The organism is Clavibacter nebraskensis NCPPB 2581, assembly GCF_000355695.1.
GTDB classification, from domain to species: Bacteria; Actinomycetota; Actinomycetes; order Actinomycetales; family Microbacteriaceae; genus Clavibacter; species Clavibacter nebraskensis.
Genome location: NC_020891.1, coordinates 2,059,493 through 2,077,160, shown reverse-complemented (window position 1 = coordinate 2,077,160; position 17,668 = coordinate 2,059,493). Strand labels below are relative to the sequence as shown.

Sequence of the window (17,668 nt, the reverse complement as noted above, 5' to 3'; positions counted from 1 at the left end):
CCGTCGTGCGCCGAGGCGACGCCGGCCGCGGGCCGGGACGGCGGCGGCCGCTCGGTAGACTCGGGCCTCATGTCCGAACCCCAGATCTCCGAGGAGACCGTCGGCGCCGCCGTGGAGCAGGCGATGGCCGCGCTCAACGCGACCACCGACTCCGCGTCGCTCGCCGAGGCCCGGTCCGCCCACATCGGCGAGGCCTCCCCGCTCGCCCGGCTGAACGGATCGCTCCGCTCGCTGCCGCCCGAACAGCGCAAGGACGCCGGCAAGCTCGTCGGCCAGTCGCGCGCCCGCGTCACGCAGGCGTTCCAGGCGCGCGAGGCGGAGATCCAGGAGCAGGAGGCCGCCGCGCGCCTCGTGGCCGAGGCCGTGGACGTCACCGCGCTGCCGAGCCGCTGGCGCGCGGGTGCACGGCACCCGCTCACCATGCTCGAGGAGCGCATCGCCGACATCTTCGTCGGCATGGGCTGGCAGGTGAACGAGGGCCCCGAGCTCGAGAGCGAGTGGTTCAACTTCGACGCGCTCAACTTCCCGCCCGACCACCCGGCGCGCGCCATGCAGGACTCCTTCTACGTGGATCCGACCGACGCGCACCTGGTGCTCCGCACGCACACCTCTCCCGTGCAGATCCGCACGCTGCTCGCCGACGAGCTGCCCGTGTACACGATCGCGCAGGGCCGCACCTTCCGCAGCGACGAGCTCGACGCGACGCACACGCCCGCGTTCCGCCAGATCGAGGGGATCGCGATCGACCGCGGCCTCACCATGGCGCACCTCCGCGGCACGCTCGAGCACTTCGCGCGCTCGATGTTCGGCGAGGACGCGCGCATCCGCCTGCGCCCCAACTACTTCCCCTTCACCGAGCCGAGCGCCGAGATGGACGTCTGGCACCCGGCCGCGGCCGGCGGGCCCCGCTGGATCGAGTGGGGCGGCTGCGGCATGGTGAACCCGAACGTGCTGCGCTCCGCGGGCATCGACCCCGCCGAGTACCAGGGCTTCGCGTTCGGCATGGGCACCGAGCGCACCCTCATGTTCCGCAACGACCTCTCCGACATGCGCGACATCGTCGAGGGCGACATCCGATTCGGCGCGCAGTTCGGGATGGTGGTGTAGTCGTGAGGATCCCGATCAGCTGGCTCGGCGAGCACGTCGAGCTCCCCGCGGGGGTCACTCCCGAGGACGTCCACGCCTCCCTCGTGAAGGTGGGCCTGGAAGAGGAGGACGTGCACGCGTTCTCGATCTCCGGATCCGTCGTCGTCGGGCAGGTGCTCGAGGCGACGCCCGAGCCGCAGACGAACGGCAAGACCATCAACTGGTGCTCCGTCCGCGTGGCTCCCGAGGGCGCCGCGGCGGCCGACGGCGGCGAGGACGTCCGCGGCATCGTCTGCGGCGCGCACAACTTCGTCGTCGGCGACAAGGTCGTGGTGAGCCTGCCGGGCGCCGTGCTCCCCGGCCCGTTCCCCATCAGCGCGCGGAAGACCTACGGGCACGTGTCGGACGGCATGATCGCGTCGTCGCGGGAGCTCGGCCTGGGGGAGGAGCACGACGGGATCCTCGTCCTCTCCTCGCTGGGCCTCGACCCCGAGGTCGGCACGGACGCGCTCGCGCTCCTGCGCCTCGACGACCGCGCGGTGGAGGTCAACGTCACGCCCGACCGCGGCTACGCGTTCTCGATCCGCGGCATCGCCCGCGAATACGCCCACGCCACGGGCGCCGCGTTCACCGATCCCGCGGACGCGCTCGCGCTGCTCGCGGCCGACGCGCCGGCGGCGGGCGTGGAGGTGCGCGTCGACGACGGCGCCCCGATCCGCGGTCGCGTCGGCGCCGACGTGTTCGTCACGCGCGTGGTCTCCGGCCTCGACGTGTCCCGGCCCACGCCGCCGTGGATGGTCTCGCGGCTGACCCTCGCGGGCGTCCGCTCCATCTCGCTCGCGGTCGACATCACTAACTACGTGATGCTCGAGCTCGGCCAGCCGCTGCACGCGTACGACCTCGACCGGCTGCAGGGCGGCATCGTCGTCCGCCGCGCCGCCGAGGGCGAGACGCTCGTCACGCTCGACGGGCGCGAGCGCACGCTCCACGTCGAGGACCTCGTCATCGCCGACGACTCGGGGCCCGTGGGGCTCGCGGGCGTCATGGGCGGCGCGGCCACCGAGATCGGGGCGGGCACCAGCCGCGTGCTGATCGAGGCGGCGGGCTTCGACCCGGTCTCCATCGCGCGCACGGCCCGTCGGCACAAGCTGCCGAGCGAGGCGTCGAAGCGGTTCGAGCGGGGCGTGGATCCCCGCGTCGCCCCGGCCGCCGCGGCGCGCGCCGTGCAGCTCCTCGAGGAGCTCGCCGGCGGTCACGCGGAGGGCCTCGGCTCGATCCTCGACACGACCGTGCCGCGCGCGGCGATCGAGCTGCCCCGGGGCTACCCGGCGTCGCTCGTCGGCGTCGACTACACGCTGGACGAGGTGCGCCACGCGCTCGTCGACGTGGGCTGCGCGCTCGAGGAGCGCGACGGCCTGCTCGTCGTGACGCCGCCGACCTGGCGCCCGGACCTCCGGCACCGCGCCGACCTCGTGGAGGAGGTCGCGCGCATCGTCGGCTACGACCGGATCCCCGCCGTGCTGCCCGTCGCGCCTCCCGGTCGCGGCCTCACCGCCGCGCAGCGCGTCCGCCGCCAGGCCTCGATCGCGCTCGCCGCGGGCGGGCTCACCGAGGTCATGGGGTCGCCGTTCGCGTCCGAGGCGCAGAACGCGCGCTTCGGCGCCGCCGATCGCGACGATGCGCCCGCGGTGCGCCTCGCCAACCCGCTCGACGTCGCGTTCCCCTACCTCCGCCGCTCGCTGCTGCCGGGGCTCATCGACATCGCGCGTCGGAACCTGTCGCGCGGATCCACGGACCTCGCGCTGTTCGAGACGGGCACCGTGTTCCTGCCGTCGGCGGGGGTCGCATACGGCTCTCCGCAGATGCCGCCCGGGGCCGCGCGTCCCGACGCGGAGACGCTTCAGGCGCTCGACGCGGGGATCCCGCCGCAGCCGCGCCACGTGGGCGTGCTGATCCTCGGCGACGCCGTCTCGAAGCAGCCCGGCACCCCGGCGCAGCGGGCGGGCCTCGTCGATGCGCTCGACGCCGTGCGGCAGCTCGCGCACGCCGTGGGCGTCAAGATCCGCTTCGAGCAGGGCACCCACATCGCCATGCACCCGGGACGCACGGCCGTGGTCGAGGCCGTGAGCGCCGACGGCCCCGTCATCGTGGGCTTCGCGGGCGAGCTGCTGCCCGCGCTCGCCGCCGAGCTCGACCTGCCCGAGCGCGTCGCGCTCGCCGAGGTCGACCTCGATCAGCTCGTCGCCCTCGCGGGCGGGGCGGTCGAGGTGCGCACGCTCACCTCGATGCCCGTCGCGACGCAGGACCTCAGCCTGGTCGTGCCGCTCGAGGTCCCGGCGGGGGAGCTCCTCCGCACGGTGGTCGAGGGTGCGGGCGACCTGCTCGAGACTGCCCGGCTCGTCGACGACTACCGCGGCGCCGGCGTCGCGGACGGCACCCGCTCGCTCACGTTCGCGCTCCGCTTCCGCGCGCCCGACCGCACGCTGACCGCGGCCGAGGCGAGCGAGGCCCGCGACGGATCCGTGCGCCTGGCCGCCGAGCGGTTCGGCGCGACGCTCCGCGAGTAGTCCGGCGCGCACCTGGCGTGACGCGCGGGTGGGCTCCTCCCCAGGGATGGCCCGCCCGCGCTGTCGTCCGGCCCTGCGGCCCGGCGGGGCCACTCCGGCACCGGCACTAGATTTGACGCATGTCATTCTCAGTCGCCGTCGCGGGCGCGAGCGGCTACGCGGGCGGGGAGCTCCTCCGCCTGCTCGCCGACCACCCGCGCCTCGAGGTCCAGACGCTCACCGCCTTCCAGAACGCGGGCGAGCGTCTGCGTCACGTGCACCCGCACCTCACCTCGTACGCCGACCGCACCTTCGTCGAGACGACCGCCGAGCAGCTGGCCGGCCACGACGTGGTCTTCCTCGCGCTGCCGCACGGCAAGTCGGGCGCCATCACGGCCGAGCTCGACGACCAGACCCTCGTGGTCGACTGCGGCGCCGACCACCGCCTCGTCGACGAGGCCGCGTGGGACGCGTTCTACGGCGGCGACTTCGCGGGCGCGTGGCCGTACGGCCTGCCCGAGCTGCTGCACGCGGAGGAGGGCGGCACCCAGCGCACGCGCCTGTCGGGCGTGAAGCGCATCGCCGTGCCCGGCTGCAACGTCACGGCCATCACGCTCGGGCTCCAGCCCGGCATCCGCGCGGGCGTCATCGAGCCGGAGGACATCGTCGCCGTGCTCGCGGTCGGCCCCTCCGGGGCGGGGCGCGCCCTCAAGACGAACCTGCTGGCGAGCGAGATCCTCGGATCCGCGAGCGCCTACGCGGTCGGGGGCACGCACCGCCACACGCCGGAGATCCGGCAGAACCTCGAGACGGCGGGCGGCGGGCACGTGAGCGTCTCGTTCACGCCCGTGCTCGTGCCGATGGCCCGCGGCATCCTCGCCACGGCCACCGCGCGCCTCGCCCCCGGCTTCTCGACGCACGACGTGCGCGCCGCGTGGGAGCTCGCCTACGCCGACGAGCCGTTCGTGCACCTGCTGCCGGAGGGGACGTTCCCGAACGTGTCCGACGTCACGGGATCCAACACCGCGCTCGTGGGCCTCGCGGTCGACGAGGCCGCGGGCCGCGTCGTCACGGTCACGGCCATCGACAACCTGGTCAAGGGCACGGCGGGCGCGGCGATCCAGTCGGCCAACATCGCGCTCGGCCTCCCGGAGCATCTCGGCCTCCCGGTGAACGGAGTCGCCCCGTGAGCGTCACCGCCGCACGCGGCTTCGTCGCCGGAGGGGTCGCCGCCGGCCTCAAGTCCACGGGCGCGCTCGACGTCGCCCTCGTCCGCAACACCGGCCCGTCGCAGGCGGCCGCCGCGGTCTTCACCAGCAACCGCTGCCAGGCGAACCCCATCCTCTGGTCGCGCCAGGTCATCGGCGACGGCCGGGTCAGCGCCGTCGTCCTCAACTCGGGCGGGGCCAACTGCTACACCGGATCCCGCGGCTTCCAGGTCACGCACGCCACCGCCGAGGCGGTCGGCCGCGCGCTCGACGTCTCCAGCGGCGACGTGCTCGTCTGCAGCACGGGCCTCATCGGCGAGCAGCTCCCGCTCGAGAAGCTGGAGGACGGGGTCGCCCGCGTCTCCGCGGCGCTGTCCGACGGCGGCGGCGACGACGCGGCGCGCGCCATCATGACCACCGACACGAAGCCGAAGCAGTCGGCCAGCGCATCCGACGCCGGCTGGACCGTGGGCGGCATGGCCAAGGGCGCGGGCATGCTCGCGCCGGGCCTCGCCACCATGCTCGTGGTGATCACGACCGACGCCGACCTCGACGCCGCCGCGCTCGACGCCGCCCTCCGCGAGGCCACGCGCGTCACGTTCGACCGGCTCGACTCGGACGGCTGCATGTCGACCAACGACCAGGTCACGCTCCTCGCGAGCGGCGCGTCCGGCGTCGTGCCCGACGCCGAGGCGTTCCAGGCCGCGCTCACCGCGGTGTGCGCCGACCTCGCCGAGCAGCTGCAGGCCGACGCCGAGGGCGCATCGCACGACATCGCCATCGAGGTCGTGCGCGCGGCGTCCGACGACGACGCCGTCGAGGTGGGCCGCGCCGTCGCGCGCAGCAACCTCTTCAAGGCCGCCGTCTTCGGCAACGACCCCAACTGGGGCCGTGTCCTCGCCGCCGTCGGCACCACGGGCGCCGCGTTCGACCCGTACGGCATTGACGTCGCCATCAACGGCGTCCAGGTGTGCCGCGCGGGCGAGCCGCACGAGAGCCGCGACCTGGTCGACCTCCACCCGCGCGCCGTGCACGTCCTCATCGACCTGCATGCGGGCGACGCGACGGCGACCATCCTCACCAACGACCTCACGCACGACTACGTGCACGAGAACAGCGCGTACGCCAGCTGATGGGCGGCGCAGACGGGACGGACGTGACCGCCATCACGCAGGACGCCGCCGAGCGCGACCAGGCGCAGGCCGAGTCGAAGGCCGCGACGCTCATCGAGTCGCTGTCGTGGCTGCAGCGCTTCCACGACCGCATCGTGGTCGTGAAGTTCGGCGGCAACGCCATGGTCGACGAGGAGCTCACGCGCACCTTCGCGGAGGACGTCGTCTACCTCCGCTACGCGGGGCTCCGACCGGTCGTCGTGCACGGCGGCGGGCCGCAGATCAGCGCGATGCTCACGCGCCTCGGCATCGAGAGCGAGTTCCGCGGGGGATACCGCGTCACCACCCCCGAGGTCCTCGAGGTCGTCCGCATGGTGCTCACCGGGCAGGTCAGCCGCGACGTCGTGCGCGGCATCAACGCGCACGGGCCCCTCGCGGCCGCCGTCGCCGGCGAGGACGCGGGGCTCTTCACCGGCCGCCGGCGCGGCGCCGTGGTCGACGGCGTCGAGGTCGACCTCGGCCTCGTGGGCGACGTCGTGGCGGTGGATCCCACGGCCGTTCTCGCGCAGCTCGACGCCGGCCGCATCCCCGTCGTCTCCTCCATCGCGCCCGACGAGTCCGACCCGCAGGTGTCGCTCAACGTGAACGCGGACGCCGCGGCCGCCGCGCTCGCCGTGGCCCTCGGCGCCGAGAAGCTCGTGATCCTCACCGACGTCGCCGGCCTCTACCGCGACTGGCCCGACCGCGGATCCCTCGTCTCCGACATCCGCGCCGACGAGCTCCGCGCCCTCCTGCCCTCGCTCGAGTCGGGCATGATCCCCAAGATGGCGGCGTGCCTCGAGGCCGTCGACGGGGGAGTGCCCAAGGCCGCGATCATCGACGGCCGCATCCCGCACTCGATGCTCCTCGAGATCTTCACCACGAACGGAATCGGAACGGAGGTCGTGCCCGCATGACCACGACCCAGCCAGAGCGCCGCACCACCCAGACCGAGAGCGAGTGGTCCGACCGCTTCCAGGCCGCGATGATGCGCTCGTCCCCGCCCCCGCTCGCCATGCTGGTGCGCGGCGAGGGCTGCCGCGTGTGGGACTCGACCGGCCGCGAGTACCTCGACTTCCTCGCCGGCGTCGCCGTCAACTCGCTCGGGCACGCGCACCCGGCGCTCATCCGCGCGGTCACCGAGCAGGTGTCCACGCTCACGCACGTCTCCAACTACTTCGCGAGCCCGCCGCAAATCGCGCTCGCCGAGCGCCTCCGCCGCATCACGGGCGCGGGCGACACCGGCCGCGTGTACTTCGGCAACTCCGGCGCCGAGGCGAACGAGGCCGCGTTCAAGCTCGCGCGCCGCAACGGATCCGCGCGGCGCACGCGCGTGATCACGTTGCAGGGCTCCTTCCACGGCCGCACGATGGGCGCGCTCGCGCTCACCGGGCAGCCCGCGCTGCAGGCGCCGTTCCTCCCACTCCCGGACGGCGTCGAGCACATCGCGCCGACCCTCGAGGCGCTCGAGGCGGCGATCGATGACACCGTGCAGGCGCTCATCCTCGAGCCGATCCAGGGCGAGGCCGGCGTCGTCGACCTGCCGGCGGGCTTCCTCCGCCGCGCCCGCGAGCTCACGCGCGAGCACGGCGCGCTGCTCATCCTCGACGAGATCCAGACCGGCGTCGGTCGCACCGGCCGCTGGTTCGCGTACGAGCACGAGGGCGTCCGGCCCGACGCGGTCACGATCGCCAAGGGCATCGCGGGCGGCGTGCCGATCGGCGCGCTCGTGGCCTTCGACGAGGCGGCCGACCTCCTGCAGAAGGGCCAGCACGGATCCACCTTCGGCGGCAACCCGCTCGCCACCGCCGCGGGGAACGCCGTGCTCGCGGAGATCGAGGACGCCGGGCTCGTCGAGAACGCCGCGCGCCGCGGCGAGGAGATCCGCGCCGCCATCACGGGCCTCGACTCCCCGCTCATCGCCGAGGTGCGCGGCCGGGGCCTCCTCATCGGCGTGGGCCTGCGCCACGAGGACGCCGGGCGTATCGCGGCCGCCGCGCTCGCCGAGGGGCTCATCATCAACGCGCCCAACGCGCGCAGCCTCCGCATCGCGCCGCCGCTCATCGTCGGCGACACCGAGGTGCGCGATTTCCGCGAGCGCTTCGGCCGCGCGCTCGGCCACCTGCGCTGACCCGGCGGGAGCCGGCCGACACGTGCGTCCGCGCCTCCCGCCGCACCCGTCGGCGGGCACCCCCGCGCGGGGGTGCCCGCGGACGGATCCGCCCCCGCACGTCCCCTAGGCTTGTCGGACCCCCGAGTCCCCCGAGAGCGAGCGATGCGATGACCCGCCACTTCCTGCGCGACGACGACCTGAGCCCGGCCGAGCAGGCCGAGGTCCTCGACCTGGCGGTGCAGCTGAAGCGCGAGCGCTGGTCCGAGCGCCCCCTCGCGGGTCCGCAGACGGTCGCCGTGATCTTCGACAAGTCCTCCACCCGCACGCGCGTCTCCTTCGCGGTCGGCATCGCGGACCTCGGCGGCGTCCCGCTCATCATCAGCACCGCCAACAGCCAGCTGGGCGGCAAGGAGACCGCGAGCGACACCGCGCGCGTGCTCGAGCGCCAGGTCGCGGCCATCGTCTGGCGCACCTACGGCCAGGCCGGCCTCGAGGAGATGGCCGCGGGCACGACGGTCCCCGTCGTGAACGCCCTGTCCGACGACTTCCACCCGTGCCAGCTCCTCGCCGACCTCCTCACCATCCGCGAGCACCGCGGCGACCCCGCCGGCCAGACCCTCACCTTCCTGGGCGACGGCGCCTGCAACATGGCGCAGTCCTACCTCCTCGCCGGCGCGACCGCGGGCATGCACGTCCGCATCGCGGCCCCCGCCGGCTACGTCCCGTCGGAGGCCGTCGTCGCGGACGCCGAGCGCATCGCCGCGTCCACGGGCGGATCCGTCCGCGTCCTCACCGATCCGGTCGAGGCCGTCACGGGCGCCGACGTCGTGGTCACCGACACCTGGGTGTCGATGGGCCGCGAGGAGGAGAAGGCCGTTCGCCTGGCCGAGCTCGGCGCCTACCAGGTCACGACCGAGCTCATGGAGCACGCGGTCGACGACGCGATCTTCCTGCACTGCCTTCCCGCCGACCGCGAGTACGAGGTGGCCTCCGAGGTCATCGACGGCCCGCGATCGGTGGTCTGGGACGAGGCGGAGAACCGCCTCCACGCCCAGAAGGCGCTGCTCGTCTGGCTCCTGCGCCGTTCCTGACGCAGCCCCCACACCCCGAGACACCTCAGCAACGAAACGGAGAACGGCATGGCCGAACGCGTGGTACTGGCATATTCCGGCGGACTCGACACCTCGGTCGGCATCGGCTGGCTCAAGGACGCGACCGGCAAGGAGGTCGTGGCCCTCGCCGTCGACGTCGGCCAGGGCGGCGAGGACATGGAGGTCATCCGGCAGCGCGCGCTCGACTGCGGCGCGGTCGAGGCCGTCGTGGTGGACGCCAAGGACGAGTTCGCGGACGACTACATCGTCCCCGCGCTCAAGGCCAACGCCCTCTACCAGAAGCGCTACCCGCTGGTCTCGGGCCTCAGCCGCCCGCTGATCGCCAAGCACCTCGCGCGCGTCGCCCACGAGCTCGGCGCGAACAGCGTCGCGCACGGCTGCACCGGCAAGGGCAACGACCAGGTGCGCTTCGAGGCCGCGGTCGCCGCTCTCGCGCCCGACCTCACGTCCATCGCGCCCGTCCGCGACCTCGCGCTCACGCGCGACAAGGCCATCGTCTACGCGAACGAGCACGACCTGCCCATCGAGCAGAGCAAGAAGAGCCCGTACTCGATCGACAAGAACGTCTGGGGCCGCGCGGTCGAGACCGGCTTCCTCGAGGACCCGTGGAACGGCCCCATCGAGGACCTCTACGAGTACACGCAGGACCCCGACGTGCTGCGCGACCCCACCGAGGTCACCATCACGTTCGAGGCCGGCGTCCCCGTCGCGATCGACGGCGTGCGCTACTCGCCGCTGCGCATCGTCCAGGAGCTCAACGCCGCCGCGGGCGCGCACGGCATCGGCCGCATCGACGTCGTCGAGGACCGCCTCGTCGGCATCAAGAGCCGCGAGGTCTACGAGGCGCCCGCCGCCATGACCCTCATCGAGGCGCACGAGGAGCTCGAGGCCCTCACGATCGAGCGCGACCTCGGCCGCTACAAGCGCGGCGTGGAGAAGGACTGGGCGAACCTCGTCTACGACGGGCTCTGGTTCTCCGGCCTCAAGCGCTCGCTCGACGCGTTCATCGAGGACTCGCAGCGCCACGTCTCCGGCGACATCCGCATGACGCTCCGCGGCGGACGCGCGGTCGTCACCGGCCGCCGCAGCGACTCGAGCCTGTACGACTTCGACCTCGCCACCTACGACACGGGCGACACGTTCGACCAGTCGCTCTCCAAGGGCTTCATCGAGCTGTGGTCGCTGCCGAGCAAGATCTCGGCGCGCCGCGACCTCGCGGTCGAGCAGGCCGCGCTGGCGGCCGACGACGCCGCGCCCGCCGCGGAGTAGCCGCATGACCGAGAGCACGGATCCGTCCTCCCGAGCGAGCGAGGCGGGCGCCCTCTGGGGCGGCCGCTTCGCCGGCGGCCCGTCGCCGGAGCTCGTGGCGCTCAGCCGCTCGACGCACTTCGACTGGCAGCTGGCGCCGTACGACATCGCCGGATCCCGGGCGCACGCCCGTGCCCTCGCGTCCGCGGGCTACCTGTCCGACGCCGAGCGGCAGGCCATGCTGCAGGCGCTCGACACCCTGGAGGAGCGCGTGCGCTCGGGCGCGCTCGTCGCGTCCGAGGCCGACGAGGACGTGCACGGCGCGCTCGAGCGCGGGCTCATGGACATCGCGGGCACCGAGCTCGGCGGCAAGCTCCGAGCGGGCCGCAGCCGCAACGACCAGATCGCCACGCTCGTCCGCATGTACCTGCGCGACCACGCGGCCGTCATCCACGCGATGCTCGTGCGGCTCGTCGACGCCCTGGCCGCGCAGGCCGAGGCGGCGGGCGGCGCGATCATGCCGGGCCGCACGCACCTGCAGCACGCGCAGCCGGTCCTCCTCGCGCACCACCTGCTCGCGCACTGCTGGCCGCTGGTTCGCGACCTCGAGCGCCTCGCCGACTGGGACGCGCGCGCGGACGTCTCGCCCTACGGATCCGGCGCGCTCGCGGGATCGACCCTCGGCCTCGACGCCGGCGCGGTCGCCCGCGACCTGGGCTTCGCGCGCAGCTCCGAGAACTCCATCGACGGGACGGCGGCGCGCGACGTCGTGGCCGAGTTCGCGTTCGTGCTCGCGCAGGTCGGCATCGACCTGTCGCGCCTGAGCGAGGAGATCATCCTCTGGAACACGCGCGAGTTCGGCTTCGTCACCCTGAGCGACTCGTACTCGACCGGGTCGTCGATCATGCCGCAGAAGAAGAACCCCGACATCGCCGAGCTCGCGCGCGGCAAGTCCGGGCGCCTCATCGGCAACCTGTCCGGCCTGCTCGCGACCCTCAAGGGGCTCCCGCTCGCGTACAACCGCGACCTCCAGGAGGACAAGGAGCCGGTCTTCGACTCCGTGCAGACGCTGGAGGTCCTCCTGCCGGCGTTCACCGGCATGATCGCGACCCTCCGCTTCGACACCGAGCGCATGGCCGAGCTCGCGCCGCAGGGCTTCTCGCTCGCGACCGACGTGGCCGAGTGGCTCGTCAAGCACCGCGTGGCCTTCCGCGACGCGCACGAGATCACAGGCGAGCTCGTGAAGGCCGCCGAGTCCCGGGGCGTCGGCCTCGAGGATCTCAGCGACGACGAGCTGCGCGCCGTCTCGCCGCACCTGGTGCCGCAGGTCCGCGAGGTCCTGAGCATCGAGGGATCCGTGTCCAGCCGCGACGGCGTGGGCGGCACCGCCCGCATCCGGGTCGACGAGCAGCGCGCCGAGCTGGTGCGCCGGGTGGCCGAGCTGCGGGCGCGAGCCGATGCCGCGGCCGAGCGCCGGGCGGCGGCTTCCGGCGAGGTGTCCGCGTGACGCTCTCGAACGGCCGCCGTCCCGAGCGGCCCGAGCCGCGGCACCGCTGGCTCCTGCCGCTCGTCGTCGGGGTGGCCGTCGCCGTCCTGGTGTTCGTCGTCGTCGTGGCGAGCCTCAACGGCGAGCTGATCTGATCCCCGCGTGATCGACGCGGCCTTCTTCGCGCGCGACGCGGTCGAGGTGGCGCCCGCCCTCCTCGGCGCCATCCTGTCGCGCGACTCGGAGGAGGGCCGCGTCGCCGTCCGCCTCACCGAGGTGGAGGCGTACCGCGGGGTGGGCGAGGATCCCGGCTCGCACGCCTTCCGGGGGAAGCGCGCGCGCAACGCGACCATGTTCGGCCCGCCCGCGCATCTCTACGCGTACTTCACGTACGGCATGCACACGTGCGCGAACATCGTCTGCGGCCCCGAGGGGATGAGCGCGGGGGTCCTGCTACGCGCGGGCGAGGTGATCGAGGGCGCCGACCTCGCGCGGAGCCGCCGGGGTGCCGCCGTCCGCGATCGCGACCTGGCGCGCGGCCCCGCGCGCCTCACCGTCGCGCTCGGCATCCCGCTGTCCGACGACGGCGCGGCGCTCGACGCGGCGCCCTACGGTCTCGTCCTGCCGGACGCGCCGCTCGCGCTGCCGGCATCGGGTCCGCGCGTCGGCGTGTCCGGCCCGGGCGGATCCGGCGAGCTCTTCCCCTGGCGGTTCTGGGTGCCCGGCGACCCCACGGTCTCGCCGTATCGCGCGCACGTCGCCCGCGTCCGCCGCTGAGCGGTGCCGGCCTGCCGGCTAGCGGACGACGAGCACGACCGCCGCGCACGTCGCGGCCCACAGCCAGCTCACGAGGGTGCCGATGATGAAGCGCTCGCGCGCCTCGGCCGCCTCGCCGAGCTCGGAGAACCGGCCGACGCCCTTGATGGCGATGACGACCGCCAGCGCCTCGGGGTAGCCCGCGAGGATGACGGCCGCGACGGCCAGCCGCTCGAGCATGCCGATCGTCGCGCCGCCGCGCAGCACCTCATGTGTCGGTCGACGGATCGCGGAGGGGTCGTCCTCCTGCCCGCGCGGCGGGACCAGGATCCCGCCGTACGCGCCGGGCGGCACCGAGCCGCGGGTGGCGAGGGCCAGCACGACGGTGGACGCCGACCCGCCGCCCAGCACCGCGAGCACGACGGCGACGAGCCCGAGGTACCCGACGACCAGCGGCGAGGCGACGCCCTCGAGCGCGAGGCCCAGCACCACCGCGGCGCCGAGGGCGGCGGCGGCCCCCGCGACCGTTCCCGTGCGTGGCGCGCGCACGGCCAGCAGCGCGAGCACGAGGCTCGCGGTGGCGAGCAGGCAGAGGACGACCCAGGCCGCGACCTCGGCGGGCGAGCCGGCGGGGATCACGAGTCGCGCCCGTCCCGCGTCGCGGCGGGTTCCCCGGCTGCCGTCGCTCCCGCGTCGAGGTGCGCGAGCAGCGCCGCGAGCCCGGGGATCGCGGCGCGCTCGGCCCGCCACCCGCTCGTGCGGAGCCGCGTGCTCACGGCCTGCGGCGTGATCCCGAGCTCGGCCGCCACCTCGCGCTGCGTCCCGCCGCCCTCCATGCGGTCGACGACGTCCCAGCCCTGCGGGGTGCGTCGGTCCCGCGCGAGCAGCAGCAGCGTGAGGAGCGCCTCGACCTCCGCGGGCCCCGGAAGCGCCGGTGGCGGATCGTCGTCGGCGCGCGCGGTCGGCGGATCCGTCGCGAGCGCGAACCGCGTCGCGCTCCGCTTCGCCGCCGTGACGGCGTCGCGGGCGGCGATGAACGCCGGCCCCGTCGCCTCGCGCGTCGCGCGGGGGAGCGGGGTCCGCACCGTCCCGATGCCGAGCCCGACGCTCCAGTGCCCGGCGCGCGTGAGCAGCAGCACCATGTCGAGCGCCGTGGCCGCGTCGGCGACGAGCGCCTGCACCTCGTCGCCGGACGTGCGGTCGACCGGGAGCACCAGGCGGCCCTCGTAGCGGGCAGCGAGGTCGTCCCGTCCGCTCCCGGCGCGGTCGATGTCGTGCCGGCTGGCCTTCTGGTCGGCGGTGATGACGAACATGCGCGCTCCTCAAGTCTCTGAGCTTGATGATGGCACATCAATGCCATGCACTTGACTCGACACGATCAATCCCATCGCGCTGATGCGCTCATCCGACGGTGGACATCAGCATGACGTGGGCCACCGACCCCCGACACGTCGGTCGTCGCCGCCGCACCCTCCGGCCCGGGGATGCCGCGCTGGTACCGTGATCGGGTGACGAACGCCGATCCCGAACGCCTCTCCGCCCAGCGCAACGACCCGTCCTTCGAGGACGTGTGGGAGGAGATCGTCTGGCGTGGGTACGTGCACGTCTCCACGGACCAGGACGCGCTGAAGGAGCTGCTGTCCGGTCCGCCCATCGCCTACTACTGCGGCTTCGACCCCACCGCGCCGAGCCTGCACCTCGGCAACCTCGTGCAGCTTCTCCTCATGCGGCGGCTCCAGCTGGCCGGGCACCGGCCGCTCGGCCTGGTGGGCGGGTCGACGGGGCTCATCGGCGACCCGCGACCGACGGCGGAGCGCACGCTCAACAGCCCGGAGGTCGTGGCGGAGTGGGTCGGTCGCATCCGGGCGCAAGTGTCCGCCTTCCTCAGCTCCGAGGGCGACAACGCCCTGCGGATCGTCAACAACCTGGAGTGGACGGCGCCCCTGAGCGCCATCGACTTCCTCCGGGAGGTGGGCAAGCACTTCCGGGTGGGCACCATGCTCAAGAAGGACGCTGTCAGCGCGCGCCTCAACTCCGACGAGGGCATCAGCTACACCGAGTTCAGCTACCAGATCCTGCAAGGCCTCGACTTCCGGGAGCTGCACCGCACGCACGGGTGCGTGCTGCAGACCGGTGGCAGCGACCAGTGGGGCAACCTCACCAGCGGCACCGACCTCATCCGGCGCAGCGAGCGGGCGACGGCGCACGCGATCGGCACGCCCCTCGTCACCAACTCCGACGGCACCAAGTTCGGCAAGAGCGAGGGCAACGCGGTGTGGCTCGACCCCGAGCTCACGAGCCCGTACGCGTTCTACCAGTTCTGGCTCAACACCGACGACGCCGACGTGATCCACCGCCTGCGCATCTTCACGTTCCTCGACCGGGCGCGCATCGAGGAGCTCGCGCGCGCCGTGGAGTCCGAGCCGTTCCGGCGCGAGGCGCAGCGCGCACTCGCGTGGGAGGTGACCACGCTGGTGCACGGCGTCGCGGCGACGGAGTCCGCGATCGCGGCCGCGCAGGCGCTCTTCGGCCAGGGCGAGCTGAGCGCTCTCGATGAGCCCACGCTCCGCGCTGCGCTCGGGGAACTCCCGTCCGCCGAGATCCCCGTCGGCACCACCGTGATCCAGGCCCTGATCGACACGGGTCTGGTCTCGAGCGCGGGGGAGGCCCGACGCGCGATCACCCAGGGCGGGGTGTACGTGAACAACGTCGCGGTGGGCGACGCGGCCGCGGTCGTAGATGATCTCCTGCACGGCCGTTTCGCTGTGATCCGGCGGGGCAAGAAGACCCTCGCCGGTATCACGGTCGCCGGAATCCCGTCCTGACCGCGATATTGTCTGGGAGGCGGTTGCGACACGCCCGGGATGCGGGTTGTTTTGCGGGGGTGGGGTGGTCCGCGTAATGTCTCCTCTTGTCGCCGGAAGGGGCGGGGAGCTGGAAGGCTTCCGGAGCTGTTCTGGTGGGTGATGATCCTGGTGAAACAGAAGTTGCCGTGGCCTTGAGGGTTGCGTGTTTACCATTAACTGAGCTAGGGTCTGATTCTGCTTCCGACGTGAGTGCTGGGCCTTCTGGTCTGGATCACTCCCACGGGGAGCGGTGGAGTGTGAGTTCCGATGGCTGGCTGTGATGGTCGGTGTCGGGAGCGTCCGTTCCTTGAGAACTCAACAGCGTGCACAATGTCAAATGCCAAATACCCGTTGCGGGTGTCCTTCGGATGCTCGTTTCGGATTCCTTTGGAATACATTTAAAACAAACAAGCAAGTCAGTAATGATTTGTTCTGTCGGTTTCAAACTTGCTGGTTCGTGTTCGATTCCCGTTCACGTCCGGCTTTAGATGTGCCGATCGCTTTCGGGTGGTCGTGCGTTTAAGCATTTATGGAGAGTTTGATCCTGGCTCAGGACGAACGCTGGCGGCGTGCTTAACACATGCAAGTCGAACGGTGATGTCAGAGCTTGCTCTGGCGGATCAGTGGCGAACGGGTGAGTAACACGTGAGTAACCTGCCCCCGACTCTGGGATAACTGCTAGAAATGGTAGCTAATACCGGATATGACGACTGGCCGCATGGTCTGGTCGTGGAAAGAATTTCGGTTGGGGATGGACTCGCGGCCTATCAGGTTGTTGGTGAGGTAATGGCTCACCAAGCCTACGACGGGTAGCCGGCCTGAGAGGGTGACCGGCCACACTGGGACTGAGACACGGCCCAGACTCCTACGGGAGGCAGCAGTGGGGAATATTGCACAATGGGCGCAAGCCTGATGCAGCAACGCCGCGTGAGGGATGACGGCCTTCGGGTTGTAAACCTCTTTTAGTAGGGAAGAAGCGAAAGTGACGGTACCTGCAGAAAAAGCACCGGCTAACTACGTGCCAGCAGCCGCGGTAATACGTAGGGTGCAAGCGTTGTCCGGAATTATTGGGCGTAAAGAGCTCGTAGGCGGTTTGTCGCGTCTGCTGTGAAATCCCGAGGCTCAACCTCGGGTCTGCAGTGGGTACGGGCAGACTAGAGTGCGGTAGGGGAGATTGGAATTCCTGGTGTAGCGGTGGAATGCGCAGATATCAGGAGGAACACCGATGGCGAAGGCAGATCTCTGGGCCGTAACTGACGCTGAGGAGCGAAAGCATGGGGAGCGAACAGGATTAGATACCCTGGTAGTCCATGCCGTAAACGTTGGGAACTAGATGTGGGGGCCATTCCACGGTCTCCGTGTCGCAGCTAACGCATTAAGTTCCCCGCCTGGGGAGTACGGCCGCAAGGCTAAAACTCAAAGGAATTGACGGGGGCCCGCACAAGCGGCGGAGCATGCGGATTAATTCGATGCAACGCGAAGAACCTTACCAAGGCTTGACATATACCGGAAACATGCAGAGATGTGTGCCCCGCAAGGTCGGTATACAGGTGGTGCATGGTTGTCGTCAGCTCGTGTCGTGAGATGTTGGGTTAAGTCCCGCAACGAGCGCAACCCTCGTTCTATGTTGCCAGCACGTCATGGTGGGAACTCATAGGAGACTGCCGGGGTCAACTCGGAGGAAGGTGGGGATGACGTCAAATCATCATGCCCCTTATGTCTTGGGCTTCACGCATGCTACAATGGCCGGTACAAAGGGCTGCGATACCGTAAGGTGGAGCGAATCCCAAAAAGCCGGTCTCAGTTCGGATTGAGGTCTGCAACTCGACCTCATGAAGTCGGAGTCGCTAGTAATCGCAGATCAGCAACGCTGCGGTGAATACGTTCCCGGGCCTTGTACACACCGCCCGTCAAGTCATGAAAGTCGGTAACACCCGAAGCCAGTGGCCTAACCGCAAGGGAGGAGCTGTCGAAGGTGGGATCGGTGATTAGGACTAAGTCGTAACAAGGTAGCCGTACCGGAAGGTGCGGCTGGATCACCTCCTTTCTAAGGAGCATGTGCACCTCTCCTCTGTATACAGGGAGATCACGGTGCCAAGTCACGCGTCAGGCGTAT

Annotated in this window: 14 protein-coding genes and 1 rRNA gene; 13 read left to right on the top strand and 2 right to left on the bottom strand. The window is 71.6% G+C overall.

Annotated features, from left to right (window positions below):
- The first annotated feature begins 69 nt into the window (after window positions 1-69).
- The 11 genes from pheS (at window position 70) to CMN_RS09690 (ending at window position 12,727) form a co-directional block, all read left to right on the top strand.
- Entirely contained in the window at window positions 70-1,107 is a 1,038-nt protein-coding gene (pheS, locus tag CMN_RS09735; RefSeq protein ID WP_015490642.1) for a phenylalanine--tRNA ligase subunit alpha, read from the top strand.
- Between the two features lie 2 nt (window positions 1,108-1,109).
- On the top strand, window positions 1,110-3,653 hold the full coding sequence (gene pheT, locus CMN_RS09730) for a phenylalanine--tRNA ligase subunit beta (RefSeq protein WP_015490641.1): 2,544 nt from the start codon (window positions 1,110-1,112) through the stop codon (window positions 3,651-3,653).
- A 119-nt stretch (window positions 3,654-3,772) separates the two neighbouring features.
- The gene (gene argC / locus CMN_RS09725) at window positions 3,773-4,822 is read left to right on the top strand and encodes an N-acetyl-gamma-glutamyl-phosphate reductase (RefSeq protein ID WP_015490640.1); all 1,050 of its coding nucleotides are present in this window, start codon (window positions 3,773-3,775) and stop codon (window positions 4,820-4,822) included.
- Window positions 4,819-5,973 carry a bifunctional glutamate N-acetyltransferase/amino-acid acetyltransferase ArgJ gene (gene argJ, locus CMN_RS09720; RefSeq protein ID WP_015490639.1) on the top strand — a complete coding sequence of 385 codons (1,155 nt, stop codon included), beginning with the start codon at window positions 4,819-4,821 and terminating at the stop codon, window positions 5,971-5,973. The genes argC and argJ overlap by 4 nt, the downstream gene beginning before the upstream one ends.
- 23 nt (window positions 5,974-5,996) lie before the next feature.
- Window positions 5,997-6,908: an acetylglutamate kinase gene (gene argB, locus CMN_RS09715; RefSeq protein WP_015490638.1), complete on the top strand. Its 912-nt coding sequence runs from the start codon at window positions 5,997-5,999 to the stop codon at window positions 6,906-6,908.
- Window positions 6,905-8,122 carry an acetylornithine transaminase gene (locus CMN_RS09710; RefSeq protein WP_015490637.1) on the top strand — a complete coding sequence of 406 codons (1,218 nt, stop codon included), beginning with the start codon at window positions 6,905-6,907 and terminating at the stop codon, window positions 8,120-8,122. The genes argB and CMN_RS09710 overlap by 4 nt, the downstream gene beginning before the upstream one ends.
- A 149-nt stretch (window positions 8,123-8,271) precedes the next feature.
- Window positions 8,272-9,195: an ornithine carbamoyltransferase gene (gene argF, locus CMN_RS09705; protein ID WP_015490636.1), complete on the top strand. Its 924-nt coding sequence runs from the start codon at window positions 8,272-8,274 to the stop codon at window positions 9,193-9,195.
- Between the two features lie 48 nt (window positions 9,196-9,243).
- Window positions 9,244-10,485, top strand: coding sequence for an argininosuccinate synthase (locus CMN_RS09700; RefSeq protein ID WP_015490635.1), 1,242 nt, complete (start codon window positions 9,244-9,246; stop codon window positions 10,483-10,485).
- Window positions 10,486-10,489: 4 nt separating this feature from the next.
- On the top strand, window positions 10,490-11,971 hold the full coding sequence (argH, locus tag CMN_RS09695) for an argininosuccinate lyase (protein WP_015490634.1): 1,482 nt from the start codon (window positions 10,490-10,492) through the stop codon (window positions 11,969-11,971).
- Window positions 11,968-12,105, top strand: a complete 138-nt coding sequence (locus tag CMN_RS15125) for a hypothetical protein (RefSeq protein ID WP_015490633.1) — start codon at window positions 11,968-11,970, stop codon at window positions 12,103-12,105. The genes argH and CMN_RS15125 overlap by 4 nt, the downstream gene beginning before the upstream one ends.
- A gap of 7 nt (window positions 12,106-12,112) precedes the next feature.
- Complete coding sequence (locus tag CMN_RS09690) at window positions 12,113-12,727, top strand: DNA-3-methyladenine glycosylase (protein ID WP_015490632.1); 615 nt, start codon at window positions 12,113-12,115, stop codon at window positions 12,725-12,727.
- Between the two features lie 18 nt (window positions 12,728-12,745).
- Here the strand turns inward: CMN_RS09690 and CMN_RS09685 are convergent, their stop codons facing one another.
- Together CMN_RS09685 and CMN_RS09680 are read right to left on the bottom strand one after the other, a co-directional pair.
- On the bottom strand, window positions 12,746-13,345 hold the full coding sequence (locus CMN_RS09685; RefSeq protein WP_015490631.1) for a hypothetical protein: 600 nt from the start codon (window positions 13,343-13,345) through the stop codon (window positions 12,746-12,748).
- Window positions 13,342-14,019: a hypothetical protein gene (locus CMN_RS09680; protein WP_015490630.1), complete on the bottom strand. Its 678-nt coding sequence runs from the start codon at window positions 14,017-14,019 to the stop codon at window positions 13,342-13,344. The genes CMN_RS09685 and CMN_RS09680 overlap by 4 nt, the downstream gene beginning before the upstream one ends.
- A 171-nt stretch (window positions 14,020-14,190) precedes the next feature.
- Here CMN_RS09680 and tyrS point away from each other — a divergent pair, with 171 nt between their 5' ends.
- Together tyrS and CMN_RS09670 are read left to right on the top strand one after the other, a co-directional pair.
- On the top strand, window positions 14,191-15,531 hold the full coding sequence (gene tyrS, locus CMN_RS09675) for a tyrosine--tRNA ligase (RefSeq protein ID WP_041465275.1): 1,341 nt from the start codon (window positions 14,191-14,193) through the stop codon (window positions 15,529-15,531).
- Window positions 15,532-16,078: 547 nt separating this feature from the next.
- Window positions 16,079-17,599: ribosomal RNA gene (locus tag CMN_RS09670) — 16S ribosomal RNA — on the top strand.
- Window positions 17,600-17,668 lie beyond the last annotated feature (69 nt).

Coding starts and splice junctions, on each gene's coding strand:
- tyrS (WP_041465275.1), top strand. CDS start 14,191: ATGCCGCGCTGGTACCGTGATCGGGTGACGAACGCCGATCCCGAACGC.
- CMN_RS09680 (WP_015490630.1), bottom strand. CDS start 14,019: ATGTTCGTCATCACCGCCGACCAGAAGGCCAGCCGGCACGACATCGAC.
- CMN_RS09700 (WP_015490635.1), top strand. CDS start 9,244: ATGGCCGAACGCGTGGTACTGGCATATTCCGGCGGACTCGACACCTCG.
- argH (WP_015490634.1), top strand. CDS start 10,490: ATGACCGAGAGCACGGATCCGTCCTCCCGAGCGAGCGAGGCGGGCGCC.
- pheS (WP_015490642.1), top strand. CDS start 70: ATGTCCGAACCCCAGATCTCCGAGGAGACCGTCGGCGCCGCCGTGGAG.
- CMN_RS09710 (WP_015490637.1), top strand. CDS start 6,905: ATGACCACGACCCAGCCAGAGCGCCGCACCACCCAGACCGAGAGCGAG.
- argF (WP_015490636.1), top strand. CDS start 8,272: ATGACCCGCCACTTCCTGCGCGACGACGACCTGAGCCCGGCCGAGCAG.
- argC (WP_015490640.1), top strand. CDS start 3,773: ATGTCATTCTCAGTCGCCGTCGCGGGCGCGAGCGGCTACGCGGGCGGG.